The sequence below is a fragment of the Lactococcus nasutitermitis genome, assembly GCF_018403765.1.
Classification (GTDB): domain Bacteria; phylum Bacillota; class Bacilli; order Lactobacillales; family Streptococcaceae; genus Lactococcus; species Lactococcus nasutitermitis.
Map to the genome: position 1 here is coordinate 287,348 of NZ_BOVQ01000003.1, position 14,415 is coordinate 301,762.

The following is a 14,415-nucleotide window of genomic DNA, read 5'->3' on the forward strand; positions in this document are numbered from 1 at the left end:
ATCTTCTCACTTAAAATTTCTTACTTGCCAGCACCTGTTCAAACTCAACGCCATAACGTTTATCCGCAGTTTCAGGTGTTGCCTTGATACTTTCAATCACAAAAGCCACAGCCGTCTTAGCTGCCTCAAAAAGTTCTTCTCCTGCGACTAACTTCGCTGTAAGAACCGAACCAAAAACATCTCCCGTTCCATGATAACTTCCAGAAATCTGCCGAGCAAAATAAGTTTTAATCTCTGCATTTTCTTCGCTCACAGCAATACCAACTTCTCCCGCAACATAAGTCACTCCAGTCAAAACAACAGATTTTGCACCTTTTTCTCGCAGTTTTCCAATAAGTTCAGCAATAAATTCTGCATCTTGCACTTCTCGATAAGCAGTATCCGTCAACAGACAAGCTTCCGTAATATTCGGTGTCAATACATCTGCAAAAGGAATTAACTCCGCCATTTTCTTCACAAAATCTGCATCAAAAACACCATAAAGTTCACCATTGTCCGCCATTACCGGGTCAACAACACTCACATTTTTTTTCGTCTTATACTCACGAATAATTCCTTTTAACACATCAATCTGCTCAGCAGATGCCATAAAACCACTATAAATACTATCAAAACTCAATTTCAAAGGTTCCCAAGCCTCCAAAATCTTCCGCATCTCATCTGTCAAATCAAGATAAGTAAAACCTGTAAACCCTCCCGTATGAGTTGACAAAAGTGCCGTTGGTAGCAAACGTGTTTCCACACCAAAACTACTAATAATAGGCAAAGCTACCGTCAAACTACAACGTCCAATACACGAAATATCATGTACCGCCAAAACATTTTTACTCAAAATAAATTACCTCCTTCAAAAATAAGCCCTCTGGTGCAGCCGTTGGACCTGCCAATCTACGATTTCCCGTCGCAAATATCTCATCAATTCTCTGAACAGGCATTCGCTCATTGCCAATTTTAATCAGCGTTCCCACCATATTTCTCACTTGTTTATACAGAAAACCATTGCCACGAAAAATAAACTTATAATGTTCCGCATCCAATTGCACAAGTTCCGCCTGAGAAATTACACGTACCTTATCATCAACCGTCGAGCCAGCTGCCGTAAAACCTGTATAATCATGTGTTCCCACAAGTAATTTAATTGCTTCCTGCATTTTTTCAACATCAAGATGATAGCGAAAATAAGCCCAATATAAACGATTAAATGGCGCACGCACCTGAGAATTTTCCAAATAATACTCATAAATTTTCTCATGAGGAGCAAAACGTGAATGCCAATCATCAGCAACAACATCCACAGATTTCACAGCAATATCTGCCGGACTTTGTGTATCCAAAGCAAAACGCAATTTCTCCAAATCACGCTGTCCATCCAAATCAAAATGAACCACCTGTCCCAAAGCATGAACCCCTGAGTCCGTCCGTCCTGAACCATGCAAAGTCACAAACTTGTGTGAGTTCAGTTTAGTCAGCACTTTTTCTAATTCTTCCTGAACTGTTCGTTGCTTTTCTTGCACCTGAAATCCCGAAAAATTCGTCCCATCATAAGCAATTATCGCTCTATATCTAGTCATAGCTATTATTATACCAAATTTTCAGTCACTTGACCTTTTCATTTTTTCATAGAGACTTTCAAAAATACAAAATACAAAATCATTTTACTTCCCTCTAAATTTTTGTAGACCAAAGCGTGATTTTTTGTCTTTTAAAACGTATAATAGAATGAGTATGAATTTAGAAAAAAATCTCAAAGAAATTTTTGGTTATGAGCATTTTCGCAAGGGACAAGAATCAATTATTCAGCAAGTCTTAGCACACACGGATACGCTGGGTATTTTGCCAACAGGTGCTGGAAAATCTATCTGTTATCAACTTCCTGCTCTTTTGCAGTCTGGTGTGACTTTGGTAATTTCCCCTTTGATTTCCCTCATGAAAGACCAAGTTGATGCTCTCAATGTTGCTGGTATTCCTGCAACCTTTCTCAACTCCACGATTGATGAGAGTGAAGCCAGTTTTCGGATGCAGCAGGTGGAAAATGGTACTACAAAACTTCTTTTCGTTGCGCCTGAACGTTTTGAGTCTGAAGATTTTATTTATTTTTTGCGACATTTACCACTGGAGTTGATTGCGATTGACGAAGCACATTGTATCTCGCAATGGGGACATGATTTTCGTCCCAGCTATGTGACTTTTGCCCAGTATTTGCACACTTTCCCAAGCTCTCCAACTATTCTCGCCCTGACAGCGACGGCGACACCGAAAGTCATGGCAGATATCCAACAACTTCTTAATATTTCCCCTGAAAATACTGTCACTACGGGTTTTCTTCGTGAAAATTTGTCTTTTGAAGTCATCAAAGGAATGGATAAGCATGATTTTCTAAAAAATTATCTGCGCCAACATCCTGAGCAGTCAGGTATTATCTATGCTAGTACCCGCAAGGAAGTTGAGGAAGTGACCGACTTTCTCAATAAAAATAATTTCCCAGCAACGCGCTATCATGCAGGACTTTCAGAAAGTGAACGCCAGCGCAATCAGGAAGCTTTTCTTTATGATTTCACACCGATTATGGTGGCGACAAATGCTTTTGGAATGGGCATTAACAAGAGTAATGTGCGATTCGTCATTCATTACAGTATGCCAGCAACGATTGAGAGTTATTATCAAGAAGCTGGGCGCGCTGGACGTGATGGATTAGATTCTGATGCGATTTTGCTCTATGCGCCTAACGATTTGCGGATTCGCAATTTTCTGATTGAGCAGAGTGAAGGCGATGAGACTTATAAAGCGCATGAGTACGAAAAACTCCGGCAAATGCAGGCTTACACGAGTTCTGAGACCTGCTTGCAACGCTATATTTTGCAGTATTTTGGCGATGAGGGTGACGATTGCGGAAAATGTAGCAACTGTTTGGATACGCGTGAACGAATAGATGTCACTATTGACACACAAAAAGTGCTTTCCTGCGTTATTCGTATGGGTGAACGCTTCGGGAAAACAGCTGTCGCACAAGTTCTCATTGGTTCAAAAAATAAAAATCTGACACGCTGGCATTTTGAGAAGCTCTCAACTTTTGGCATTATGAGTCGCCAAACACAAAAACAAGTTGGAGAATTGATTGACTTCCTCACGGCAGAAAATTATCTCAATGTTACGTCTGGAAAATTTCCTTTGCTTAGCGTTTCGCAGACTGGTAGCAGAGTGTTAAAAGGTCTTGACAAAGTCTATCGGCGCACTACACTGCTTACAGAAGCAAAAACAAGCACTTCGTCCGAACAAACAGCTGTGAATATGGCACTTTTTGAAGAATTACGATTATTACGTATGGAATTTGCAAAAACTGAAAATGTCCCACCTTTTATGATTTTTTCAGATGCCGCTCTCAAAGATATGACACGGATCATGCCAAACAACGCAGACGAATTTCTTCAAGTTTCTGGTGTCGGACCTGTCAAAGTCCAAAAATACGGTAGCGCCTTTATTGACAAGATTATTGACTATCAAAAAATAGCTGAAAACAGCACTAATACTTTATAAATAATTTTTGACGGTTTTGTCAAAAAAAATTGTGATGAAAAAATGAATTCTAAAAGTGAATTCATTTTTTCTTTCTATCAAAATATGGATAAATTGACTGAAATAATTTTTGACAGAACTAGGTCAAACTAGCCTATCCGTAAGTGAGCAAGCTCACAACGGCTTCGCTATGTCAAAAATTATTTTTCAACATTTTGGTTCAAACGCAAAATCTCAAGTAACACATCGACCCCTTTTTCCATAGATTGCAAGCTGACAAACTCATAACGACCGTGCATATTCTCGCCACCGGCAAAAAGATTTGGCGTTGGCAATCCCATAAATGAAATCTTAGAGCCATCTGTTCCACCGCGCACAGGCTCAATCACAGGTGTAATCCCGAGATTTTCCATCGCTTCTTTGGCAATGTCAATAATGCTCATATCTTTTTCAATAATCTGCGCCATGTTGTAATACTGGTCTTTCAGCGTCACTTTGACGCGTTCGCTACCCAGTTCAGCATTCATTTTCTCAGCAATTTCAAGCATTTTTGCTTTACGCGCTGCAAATTTCGCCTCATCATGGTCGCGGATAATGTACTGAACACGTGCATTTTCAACACTCGCTTCCATTTTTTCCAGATGATAGAAGCCTTCACGCCCCTCAGTCAATTCTGGACGTTCAGCAGCTGGTAACTCTGCTTGAAATGCCATTGCCAACAAAGCTGCATTAACCATCTGATTTTTCGCTGTTCCTGGGTGGACATTTTTCCCTTGAAATTCAACCACAGCTCCCGCCGCAGAAAATGTTTCATATTCCAATTCCCCCAAAGGACCGCCATCTACCGTATAAGCAAAATCCACATCAAAATCAGGCACATCAAACTTATCTGCACCTACACCGATTTCCTCATCTGGTCCAAAACCAATACGAATTTCGCCGTGTTCCAGCTCAGGATGCAAATTAATCAGAAAATCAGCCAGCGTGATAATCTCAGCGACACCCGACTTATCATCAGAGCCAAGCAAGGTTGTCCCATCCGTATGAATCAACGTTTGTCCCTGATAATTTTTCAAATGCGGAAATTCAGCAGGGTCAAGCACAAATTCTGTCTCTCCAAGTGAAATCACACTTTTGCCATCATAATTTTCTAAAACCTGCGGATTCACACCTTCGGCATTGAAATCCGCCGTATCCATGTGCGCGAGAAAGCCAATTTTGCGAACATTCTTCGTTGTTGTCGCAGGAATGGTTCCAATCAGATAACCGTTTTTTTCCAAATAATGAATATCCTGCACACCAATTTCGCGAAGTTCTGCTTCCAACTTGTGCGCAAAAGCAACTTGTGTCGCCGTCGATGGCGTTGTTGTACTATATTCATCAGAGCGCGTATTGACTTTCACATAGTCCAAAAATCGTGCTAATAATTTTTCGTATTTCATAAAATCTCCTCTTTTTTATTATTGTAAATTATTCATTCTCCCAAAGAAATAAAAGGAGCAATAGCGTTTTGTTGTTGAATTTGAGCCAAAACAAAATCTTCCGCTGTCTCAAATGTAACCTCAGGAATTTCCTGCTGAGAAAAATTCAGCAAACATCTATATTCCTGCTCAGAAATTTTTTCAATAACACCATATTTTTCAAGAACCATTACAAAAATATCTGAACGATTTTTAACAACTTCTTTTTTCAGAAATTTCAACAAGAAAGTAGTCATATATTTGAGCGCATATTCAATATCAACATCGCCCATCAACTGATAAATCTCCGTTTCCAACTCTGACAATTCCAAACCCTCAGCCACTTTATAAAAATAATTTGCCAAAGTCTCAGATTTTCTATCATAAGTCGAACAAAAATTCAATATCACAGCATTTGTATGATTTGCCAAGCTTTGAAAACGATAAGAATAGTCTAATGTCTCTGCCAATGTACTTTCTTTCAAAACAAAAAATGGCTGTGTATATTGATTGTGAGTTGCTTGTGCAGCTTTTTCATCCGTCAACAAGTCATCTGAAAGCACAGGTAAAGCAAGCATATAGCGCTTTTCTTGCCTTTTAACCAAACCAGCAGCAATAAAAATATCCAGTTGCCGGTCAAGATTTGCCACATCCGGAAAATCCCGATGAATTTCCCGCAATTTCACGTCCTCATGACTGAAAAGATAGTCAATCAACATTTTGAAAAAAGGCTGACGCGTCAGCCGATTTTCATTATACACTTTGATTGTCATTATTTAGAAAATTCTTCAGTAAGTTGAGGAACGACCTGTTTCTTACGTGATACAGCGCCAGCAAGGAAAGCATGGTCATCTTCAAGGCTAAAGTGGAAAGCCGCTTCAACCTTATCTGCGTGACTACCAATTTCGACAATTTCTGAGTTTGAATTGACAATATCTGTAATCATAAAGACGAAATCATCAAATCCACCCGCAGTCATATAGCTCTTGATTGCTTCTTTGACATCTGTCAAACGACCAAGCACATCATTGATATCTACAGTATTTACTTGAGCAATACGCACTTTTGAACCATTCAACTCAAAAGTTTTCGCATCAATATCAATCAATTCGTCTGCAGATTTAGAATCAAGATTTGTTCCAGCTTTCAACATTGCCATGCCGTATTCTTCAAGATTAACACCAGCAATTTTTGCCAAATCTTCAGCTACTTTAAAATCTGTTGGATGTGTCGTTGGAGATTTCAAAAGCAAAGTATCAGAAATCAAACCAGAAAGCAAAAGTCCGGCAATTTCTTTAGGAATTTCAACACCAGCTTCAAGGAATTTACGATAAACAATAGATGATGCAGAACCAACAGGTTCAACCGTCATAAACAAAGGTGCAGCCGTATTAAAATTTGCCACACGATGGTGATCTACCACACCAAAGATTGTCACATCTTCAATATCAGAAATTGACTGTTGGAATTCATTATGGTCTGTCAAGATAACAGTATCTACACCTTCTTCTTTGGCAGAAGTGACGATACGTGGCATTTTCACACCAAAATAATCAAGCACAAATTGTGTTTCTTCATTAGGTTCACCAAGTGCTACGACTTCCGTATTCAAAGCACCAACAGGACGATGATTGCTCAAATAAGAAAAACCATAAGATGAACCAATCGCATCAGTATCAGGTTTTTGATGACCAAAAACAAGAATTTTATCAGACATTTTTTTACCTCTTTTATTTTATATTCTCCCAAATTATACCAAAAAAAGCGTAAAAATTCACGCTTTCATCTTATTAACTTTTTTGACAAAACTGTCAAAATAAACAAATTTACAAAATACTATATTCTTTCTCAAATTTTTTCTCTGATACTGTCAAAAATTCGCCATCAACTTCTCGACGAATAAAATAATCTCCGACATAAGCTTTAATAAAAGTAGAAAATGCTGCACCACCGCTCTTAGATACCAAAATTTGAGAAACCAGTCCCAACTTTTCAAGATTATTACTTGGCTGAAGCGAAATTCTTCCCAAACTATCTTTTTTCCAAACCAACCGCTTCTTGTCCAATAATTCTTGAACCCAATCTTCTGGTTTCTCATCTCTCGTTACTTTCCAGACATCGCAATACACATCCATACCATATTTCGCTTTCATAAAAAGCACCTCCTTTTTCTGTTATATCTATTATAACCCGCTTTTTACTGGTTTTCCTTTTTGTTCCAAGCTTGAAACAAAAAAATCTGCTAATAGCAGATTTTTCATTATTTAATCCGTTCCAGATATTCCTGATAACTTTCCGTATCCATAATTTCTTTTGCATTATGCACACGGTCTTTTGTAGGAGGCTTAACTCCTTCAAGCTGATATTTCCAGCCCAATTCGCGCCATTTAAATTCTCCCATTGTGTGATAAGGCAGGATTTCAAACTTCAATACATTTTTCAGCGTTTTAACAAATTCCCCAAGTTCGACCAAATCCTCATCAAAATCACTTTCTCCGGGAACTAGGACATGGCGCACCCACATGGCATTGCCACGCTCAGAGAGATACTGAGCAAATTCAAGAATATTATCAACTTTATTTGCCGTCAACTCTCTATGACGTTCAGGATTGATTTCTTTCAAGTCGAGCAGCACTAAGTCTGTTACATCAAGCAATTCATCAATATGTTCGGTAACATAAGCATCTGTCTTATAAGGTTGCGCCGCTGTATCAAGCGTTGTATGAATACCTAACTCATGTGCATACTTAAATAACGCCGTTACAAAGTCAATTTGCAACATTGCTTCTCCACCAGAAACAGTAATGCCGCCTTTTTCACCCCAAAATCCTTGGAAACGTAAGGCTTCTTGCATCACATCTTCAACCGTGCGCTCCTCAGCTTTATCACTTTTCATTGCCCAAGTATCCGGATTATGACAATATTTACAACGCATCCGACATCCCTGCATGAATATAACAAAACGTACACCAGGACCATCAACTGTTCCAAAAGTCTCCGTGGAATGTATCAAGCCTTTTACTTGCTTATAATCTTCGACCATTTTAGTCTCCGTCTCTATTAAATTCTACTTTTAACAAAGCAAAACTTCAAAAAAATTTTAGTATTTTACACCTATATCATACCATAAATAGCTCATTTTATAAACTCTCATTCCTTTAAATTTTTCATTCAAAAAGAAAAAGCTATGTCATATAACAAATAGCTTTTTCATCGAAATATTAGTTTTTTGTATCTTCTTCTTTTTCTTTATTTTCAAATTCCACACGTAACTTCACAATTCGTTTTCCATCAATTTCCAGACTTGTCAAAGAGAAATGGTCTTCCTCATTATCTACATCACAAACAACTTGTTGTCCCCTTTCTGGAATTTTACCCGTTGTTGCTAAGAAATACCCCGCAATCGTATCTACATCATTACTTTCAAGATGGGTTTCAAATTCTTCATTGAAATCATTCAAAGTCATCTTGCCTTGAACAACATACATATTGTCGCCAATCTTATACACTTCTTTTTCAGCGACATCTGTTTCGTCTTCGATTTCACCAACGATTTCTTCAAGCATATCTTCAAGAGTTACAATACCAACCACACCACCGTATTCATCAAGTAAAACTGCCATTTGGTTGTGCGTTTTGCGTAGTTGGCGGATTAAATCATCGACGTTGATTGTTTCTGGAACAAAGAGTGGTTCTCGCAACATTTCATGAATATCAATATTTTCAAAACCATGCTCAAAACCAAATTTCAACAATTTTTTCGTATGTAAAATTCCGAGAATATTGTCTTTATCATCTTCATAAACCGGAACGCGCGAATAGGCTTCATTTAAAATGGCTGTGATATTTTCCTGTGTATCATCGTCAATATCAATCATAAACGCATCTGTACGTGGAACCATGATTTCACGTGCCAACAAATCATCAAGACTGAAAATACCTGCCATCATACTACGTTCTTCTTCATCGAGCGCTGTTTCATCTGTACTTACGAGATATTCCATCTCATCTCGTGTCATATTTTCATCTGAATTATCAAAGCGAATAGGCGTCAACTTCATCAATCCGTTGATAGAAGCTGTGAGCAACCAAATAAATGGTCGCAAAATAATACCAACTGTCTGTAAAGGACGTACTAAACGTAAAGCAGCTTTTTCTTTCAATCCTTGCGCAATTCGTTTTGGAAAAAGTTCGCCAAAGACAATCGTAAAGAAAGTTAGAATAACTAAAATAAGGATTTTCCCAACTGTTTGGGCAGCAGCAGTATGTCCGATAATGGGCGAAAGTTCTGCCGCTAAACTATCTGCAAGACTAGCACCAGCAACGATATTTAAGAAAGTTATTCCAACTTGTACAGTTGATAAGAAACGTGTGGGATTTTCAATAACGTTCAATAAATTTATATATTTCTTATCGCCTTCACTCGCTCTTTGTTCAATACGTGAGTGATTGAGTGACACTAATGCCATCTCACTTGCTGAGAAAAAGGCATTTAAAGCTGTAAGAAAGATAAGTAATAAAATCTGCGAAAGTACCTCAATACTTTCGGGATCAGGGTTTGACATTTTTACTCCTATGATTATTTTTAATTCAATTAGAATATTTCTGAATGTATCTTTTCAGAGATAAGTTAAAATTCAGCTATATGCTATTATATCACATTTTTCTACTTATTTTAATATCTCTTTTTGTTTGCGATGATTACGATAAAGTCCCGTTGCAAATTTGACAATTTCTTTGATGAGTGAATAGGCTGGAACGGCAATAATCATTCCGATAATTCCGTACAGACTTCCTGTAATCAACATCAAAATCATAACTGTTACTGGATGGATTTTTACTGCTGTTCCAATGATTTTAGGATAAATCACATTGCCATCTATTTGTTGAAGAACCAATACATAAATCACAGCAATCAGAGCTGTAATTGGATGATTAAAGGCTACTGCAAGTACCATCGGAAGAACACCAATATATGGACCTGCATAAGGAATAATATTGGTTATTCCGGCAAATAAGGCAAATAAGAACGCATAAGGAATGCCCATAATCGTATAGCCAATAAAAACTGTGACAAATACAAAACTTGCATCTATCGCAACTCCACTAATGTAACGCGAAATTGTTTTATTCATATTTTCTAATAAATCGAAAAGTCCCAAACGATCCTCAACAATAACGTGTTCACGCAAAAATGGAATAACTTTTTCGCCATCTTTGAGCATATAGTACAGCAAAATAGGCACTAAAATCATGACCATCACAATGCTCGAAATCACGCTCACAATGCTTCCAATACTTATCGTAATGCTGTTGAGTAAGTTGTGCAAAACATCTGTGTAAGAGATGTTTAAACGATTGATAAGGCTGTTTACGTCAATCTGCTCATAAATCGTATGGAATCTTGGATTTTTTGACATTTCTTCAATCCAGCGCCGGAGTTCTGGGAAAAGTTTTGCTGTTGTATTTATAAGACCTGTCAACTGTGAAATAATACTTGGGATAATCGAAGCAACGATTAAAACAATCGCTCCTAACAAGATAACAATAATGATTAAAGCACCGAAAACTCGCTTAATTTTTAACTTTTTTTCCATAAATAGAACAATCGGATGGAAAATATAATATAAAAATCCTGCAATAATAAAGGGAATAAATAGTAAAGTAAGTAGGGTTCGCAAGGGTTGAAAAATAAAGCCAATTTTTGTCAGTAAAAATACCAACAAGGCTACTGCTAAAATCTCTATTGTCCAGAAAAATAATTTACTATTTTTAAACATATATATTCCATTCTATTATTTACAAACTTTTGATAGTCCATTATTTAAATTTTGACTTGTTTATATTATAATAAAAACAAGGCGTTTAAGCAAACTTACGTTGGAGGAAGAATGGAAATAAAAATTACACGTGATACAATGTCAGATATTTATTTTGATGCACTAAAAATTCGCAATCAAGTTTTTGTCAAAGAGCAAGGTGTTCCTTATGAGCTAGAAGTCGGAAATTCTGTTGAGGAAGCGAGTTCTGTTCATTTTGTACTTTATGATGATGGGAAAGCAAGAGGAACTGTTCGTCTGCTTGCCGATATGAATAAACATTCAGCGCTAGTTCAACGAATGGCTGTTTTTGCCGAGGACCGTCATAAAGGTTATGCCAAAAGTTTGTTTAATGAACTCCTTCTTTTTTCAGAAAAATCTTACTTTACTACACTCACTCTCCATGCGCAGCTTAGTGCGCGCGGTTTCTATGCTCAATTTGGCTTTGAGGAAGTTGGGGAAATCTTTGAAGAAGCTGGAATTCAGCATATTGGCATGGAAAAAAAGTTTAATTGAGTTTTGAAATTATGTTGCTCATTCCTTTTTAAATTGAAAAGGGTAGAAATTGCAGACAAAATATGCAAAAGATGATAAAATAGACATAATCGGTGCTTATAATAAGTTATGAGTACAAATAATTTTGATATAAAAGATTAGAAAATATGTGAAAGGGAGAAAACGAATATTATTTATTTAGATAATGCGGCGACAACGGCGGTTTTGCCTGAGGTTGTGGCTGCTATGAGTGAAAGTTTGGCGACTACTTTCGGTAATCCATCAAGTTTGCATACAATAGGGCGCAAGGCGAGTCAAGTGTTGCGTGAAAGTCGCGAAACTGTGGCGAAAGCACTCAATGTCATGCCACGCGAGATTGTCTTTACATCTGGTGCGAGTGAAGCAAATAATACGGCAATCATTGGTTATGCTCTGGCAAATCGTTCCAAGGGAAATCATATTTTGACGACGGCGATTGAACATCCATCTGTATTGAATGCTGTGAAATATTTGCATGAACGTCATGGTTTTGATGTGACTTTTGTCAAACCTTTGGCAAATGGAAATTTTCCTGCAGAACTGATTTCACAAAATTTACGTGAGGATACGATTTTGGTCAGTATGATGGCTGCCAATAATGAAACTGGACAACTTCTTCCTGTGGCTGAGGTGGGTGAGATGTTGCAAGCCCACAAAGCTGTTTTTCATGTAGATGCTACGCAAATTATGGGGAAAATCCCTGCTCATCCTAAAGAAATCGGGGCTGATTTTTTGTCGGCAAGTGCGCATAAATTTCATGGTCCAAAAGGTGTTGGTTTTCTTTATCATGATGCTCTCAAATTTGATAGTTTAATTCATGGTGGTGAGCAAGAAGAAAAACGGCGCGCAGGCACGGAAAATCTGCATTCTTTAGTTGGTATGGCAAAGGCTCTGGAAATTTCATTGGAAAATATGGATGATAATTTTCATCATGTTGAAAATTTGAAAAAAACACTTTTGACAGAACTAGGTGAACAAACTAGCCTATCCGTAAGTGAGCAAGCTCACAACGGCTTTGCTATATCAAAAAATACTGCGCTTGATTTTTACCAAAATGAATTTGGAAAATCTATGCCTCATGTGGTAAATCTTGCTTTTCCTGGTCAAAATCATGATTTACTGCTGACAAAATTGGACATGGCAGGTATTGCGATTTCGACTGGTTCTGCTTGTACTGCGGGAACTGTTGAGCCTTCGCACGTGCTTGAAGCTGTCTATGGTACAGCTGCTCCACAGTTAAAAGAAAATATCCGTGTTTCATTTTCTGAGTTGAACACTTTTGACGAAGTTGTCAAATTTGCTGAAACTCTCAAAAATATTTTGATGAACTAAAAATATTTTTTGACAGTTCTGTCAAAAAATATTAAGATAAAAAAGGAGAAAAAATGGCTTTTGTGACTGAAAAACATCTTGACGATAGTAAATATGCTTATCGTCTGGCACCAACGGTGAAAAAATTCACTTTGAAAGACACGACATTTATACAGACGAAAGTTGGAAATTTTGAATTTAATCGTTTGTTGGAAGAAGTTCCAAATTCTGGAAATGGTTTTTTATTGAAAATCATTGTTGCTCCAGATTTATCAGGTTTTAAAATGTCAATCACTGATAAATCAGGCTTGCGCGCGGTTAATATTTTCAAGAATGCAAGTGATATTATCCAAGAAAAATTTTATTTTCAAATGAATGCGCTAGTTGACCGCGGTGTCTTTGTTGAAGTAAAAATTTAAAGTTCTCATATTTGAGAGCTTTTTTTATTTGACATTTTCCCTAAGAACAAAAAAGACTGTCAGTTTTGACAGTCTTTAGAGGTAATATTTTGTCCGACCTTTAGATCATATTACCTTAAAATTCTTTCGAATTATTTATCGATTGTAGCTACGATACCTGAACCAACAGTACGTCCACCTTCACGGATAGAGAATGTAGTTCCTTCTTCGATAGCAACTGGGTGGATAAGGTCAACTTCGATGTGGACGTTATCACCAGGCATTACCATTTCGATACCTTCTGGCAATTTAACTGAACCAGTTACGTCAGTTGTATGGAAGTAGAATTGAGGACGGTAGTTGTCGAAGAATGGAGTGTGACGTCCGCCTTCTTCTTTTGTCAATACATAAACTTCGCCTTCAAATTGTGTATGAGGAGTGATTGAACCTGGTTTAGCAAGAACTTGTCCACGTTCGATTTCTTCACGTTGAACACCACGAAGCAATACACCAACGTTATCGCCGGCTTGACCTTCTGTAAGAGTCTTACGGAACATTTCAACACCAGTAACGATAGCTTTTTTAGTTTCTTCTTTAATACCAACGATTTCAACTTCATCATTGATTTTAACAGTACCACGTTCGATACGTCCTGAAGCAACAGTACCACGACCAGTGATTGAGAATACATCTTCGACTGGAAGAAGCAAAGGTTTGTCAAGGTCACGAACTGGAGTTGGGATATATGTATCAACGATATCCATAAGTTCAAGGATAGCATCAACATATTTTTGTTCGCCGTTCAAAGCACCAAGTGCTGAACCAGTTACGAATGGGATATTGTCGCCATCGAAGTCGTATTCTGTCAAAAGATCACGAACTTCCATTTCAACAAGTTCCAACAATTCATCATCATCAACAAGGTCAGCCTTGTTAAGGAAGACGATAAGATATTTAACACCAACTTGACGTGAAAGCAAGATGTGTTCACGTGTTTGAGGCATTGGTCCATCAGTTGCAGCAACAACGAGGATAGCACCGTCCATTTGGGCAGCACCAGTAATCATGTTTTTAACGTAGTCCGCGTGACCTGGTGCGTCGATATGCGCATAGTGACGTGCTGGAGTTTCGTATTCAACGTGAGCAGTGTTGATGGTGATACCACGTTCGCGTTCTTCAGGTGCAGCGTCGATAGAAGCGTAATCTTTTACAACGTTTGTATCTGAAGGGTATTTTTCAGCAAGCACTTTAGTGATTGCAGCAGTCAAAGTAGTTTTACCATGGTCAACGTGTCCAATAGTACCAATATTAACGTGTGGTTTACTACGATCGTATACAGCTTTAGCCATTTTTAAAAATGTCTCCTTTTAGAAAAAATAG

At 37.7% G+C, this 14,415-nt stretch carries 14 protein-coding genes; 4 read left to right on the forward strand and 10 right to left on the reverse strand.

The annotated features are described in order from the left end of the window. Positions 1-10: 10 nt before the first annotated feature. Together KJS36_RS04075 and truA are read right to left on the reverse strand one after the other, a co-directional pair. The gene (locus KJS36_RS04075; RefSeq protein ID WP_213534591.1) at positions 11-832 is read right to left on the reverse strand and encodes a pyridoxamine kinase; all 822 of its coding nucleotides are present in this window, start codon (positions 830-832) and stop codon (positions 11-13) included. After that, a complete protein-coding gene (truA, locus tag KJS36_RS04080; RefSeq protein WP_213534593.1) occupies positions 825-1,571 on the reverse strand; it encodes a tRNA pseudouridine(38-40) synthase TruA in 747 nt (248 codons plus the stop codon). The genes KJS36_RS04075 and truA overlap by 8 nt, the downstream gene beginning before the upstream one ends. 154 nt (positions 1,572-1,725) lie before the next feature. On the opposite strand from truA, the gene recQ reads away from it, so the two are divergent. Beyond that, positions 1,726-3,534, forward strand: a complete 1,809-nt coding sequence (recQ, locus tag KJS36_RS04085) for a DNA helicase RecQ (protein ID WP_213534595.1) — start codon at positions 1,726-1,728, stop codon at positions 3,532-3,534. 179 nt (positions 3,535-3,713) lie between these two features. Here the strand turns inward: recQ and pepT are convergent, their stop codons facing one another. From pepT to KJS36_RS04120, 7 genes are all read right to left on the reverse strand, one after another. After that, the gene (gene pepT / locus KJS36_RS04090) at positions 3,714-4,955 is read right to left on the reverse strand and encodes a peptidase T (protein ID WP_213534597.1); all 1,242 of its coding nucleotides are present in this window, start codon (positions 4,953-4,955) and stop codon (positions 3,714-3,716) included. 32 nt (positions 4,956-4,987) lie between these two features. Further along, the gene (locus KJS36_RS04095) at positions 4,988-5,746 is read right to left on the reverse strand and encodes a DUF1803 domain-containing protein (protein WP_213534599.1); all 759 of its coding nucleotides are present in this window, start codon (positions 5,744-5,746) and stop codon (positions 4,988-4,990) included. Further along, positions 5,746-6,690, reverse strand: a complete 945-nt coding sequence (locus tag KJS36_RS04100) for a manganese-dependent inorganic pyrophosphatase (RefSeq protein ID WP_213534601.1) — start codon at positions 6,688-6,690, stop codon at positions 5,746-5,748. The genes KJS36_RS04095 and KJS36_RS04100 overlap by 1 nt, the downstream gene beginning before the upstream one ends. Before the next feature lie 109 nt (positions 6,691-6,799). After that, on the reverse strand, positions 6,800-7,126 hold the full coding sequence (locus KJS36_RS04105) for a hypothetical protein (protein WP_213534603.1): 327 nt from the start codon (positions 7,124-7,126) through the stop codon (positions 6,800-6,802). Between the two features lie 107 nt (positions 7,127-7,233). Then, entirely contained in the window at positions 7,234-8,016 is a 783-nt protein-coding gene (pflA, locus tag KJS36_RS04110; protein WP_213534605.1) for a pyruvate formate-lyase-activating protein, read from the reverse strand. Between the two features lie 178 nt (positions 8,017-8,194). After that, positions 8,195-9,538: a hemolysin family protein gene (locus KJS36_RS04115; protein WP_213534607.1), complete on the reverse strand. Its 1,344-nt coding sequence runs from the start codon at positions 9,536-9,538 to the stop codon at positions 8,195-8,197. Between the two features lie 105 nt (positions 9,539-9,643). Further along, entirely contained in the window at positions 9,644-10,753 is a 1,110-nt protein-coding gene (locus tag KJS36_RS04120) for an AI-2E family transporter (protein ID WP_213534609.1), read from the reverse strand. Positions 10,754-10,864: 111 nt separating this feature from the next. On the opposite strand from KJS36_RS04120, the gene KJS36_RS04125 reads away from it, so the two are divergent. The 3 genes from KJS36_RS04125 (at position 10,865) to KJS36_RS04135 (ending at position 13,056) form a co-directional block, all read left to right on the forward strand. Then, positions 10,865-11,308, forward strand: coding sequence for a GNAT family N-acetyltransferase (locus KJS36_RS04125; protein ID WP_213534611.1), 444 nt, complete (start codon positions 10,865-10,867; stop codon positions 11,306-11,308). A gap of 168 nt (positions 11,309-11,476) precedes the next feature. Next, positions 11,477-12,658 (forward strand): cysteine desulfurase family protein, encoded by a 1,182-nt coding sequence (locus KJS36_RS04130; RefSeq protein ID WP_213534727.1) that lies wholly within the window; start codon positions 11,477-11,479, stop codon positions 12,656-12,658. A 53-nt stretch (positions 12,659-12,711) separates the two neighbouring features. Further along, on the forward strand, positions 12,712-13,056 hold the full coding sequence (locus tag KJS36_RS04135; protein ID WP_213534613.1) for a DUF1831 domain-containing protein: 345 nt from the start codon (positions 12,712-12,714) through the stop codon (positions 13,054-13,056). A gap of 131 nt (positions 13,057-13,187) precedes the next feature. Here KJS36_RS04135 and tuf read toward each other — a convergent pair whose 3' ends face one another. Further along, positions 13,188-14,384 carry an elongation factor Tu gene (gene tuf, locus KJS36_RS04140; protein WP_213534615.1) on the reverse strand — a complete coding sequence of 399 codons (1,197 nt, stop codon included), beginning with the start codon at positions 14,382-14,384 and terminating at the stop codon, positions 13,188-13,190. Positions 14,385-14,415 lie beyond the last annotated feature (31 nt).

What these genes read in the sequence shown, in the direction of transcription:
- truA (WP_213534593.1), bottom strand. Translation starts at nt 1,571, where the DNA reads ATGACTAGATATAGAGCGATAATTGCTTATGATGGGACGAATTTTTCG.
- recQ (WP_213534595.1), top strand. Translation starts at nt 1,726, where the DNA reads ATGAATTTAGAAAAAAATCTCAAAGAAATTTTTGGTTATGAGCATTTT.
- pepT (WP_213534597.1), bottom strand. Translation starts at nt 4,955, where the DNA reads ATGAAATACGAAAAATTATTAGCACGATTTTTGGACTATGTGAAAGTC.
- KJS36_RS04095 (WP_213534599.1), bottom strand. Translation starts at nt 5,746, where the DNA reads ATGACAATCAAAGTGTATAATGAAAATCGGCTGACGCGTCAGCCTTTT.
- KJS36_RS04100 (WP_213534601.1), bottom strand. Translation starts at nt 6,690, where the DNA reads ATGTCTGATAAAATTCTTGTTTTTGGTCATCAAAAACCTGATACTGAT.
- KJS36_RS04105 (WP_213534603.1), bottom strand. Translation starts at nt 7,126, where the DNA reads ATGAAAGCGAAATATGGTATGGATGTGTATTGCGATGTCTGGAAAGTA.
- pflA (WP_213534605.1), bottom strand. Translation starts at nt 8,016, where the DNA reads ATGGTCGAAGATTATAAGCAAGTAAAAGGCTTGATACATTCCACGGAG.
- KJS36_RS04115 (WP_213534607.1), bottom strand. Translation starts at nt 9,538, where the DNA reads ATGTCAAACCCTGATCCCGAAAGTATTGAGGTACTTTCGCAGATTTTA.
- KJS36_RS04120 (WP_213534609.1), bottom strand. Translation starts at nt 10,753, where the DNA reads ATGTTTAAAAATAGTAAATTATTTTTCTGGACAATAGAGATTTTAGCA.
- KJS36_RS04125 (WP_213534611.1), top strand. Translation starts at nt 10,865, where the DNA reads ATGGAAATAAAAATTACACGTGATACAATGTCAGATATTTATTTTGAT.
- KJS36_RS04135 (WP_213534613.1), top strand. Translation starts at nt 12,712, where the DNA reads ATGGCTTTTGTGACTGAAAAACATCTTGACGATAGTAAATATGCTTAT.
- tuf (WP_213534615.1), bottom strand. Translation starts at nt 14,384, where the DNA reads ATGGCTAAAGCTGTATACGATCGTAGTAAACCACACGTTAATATTGGT.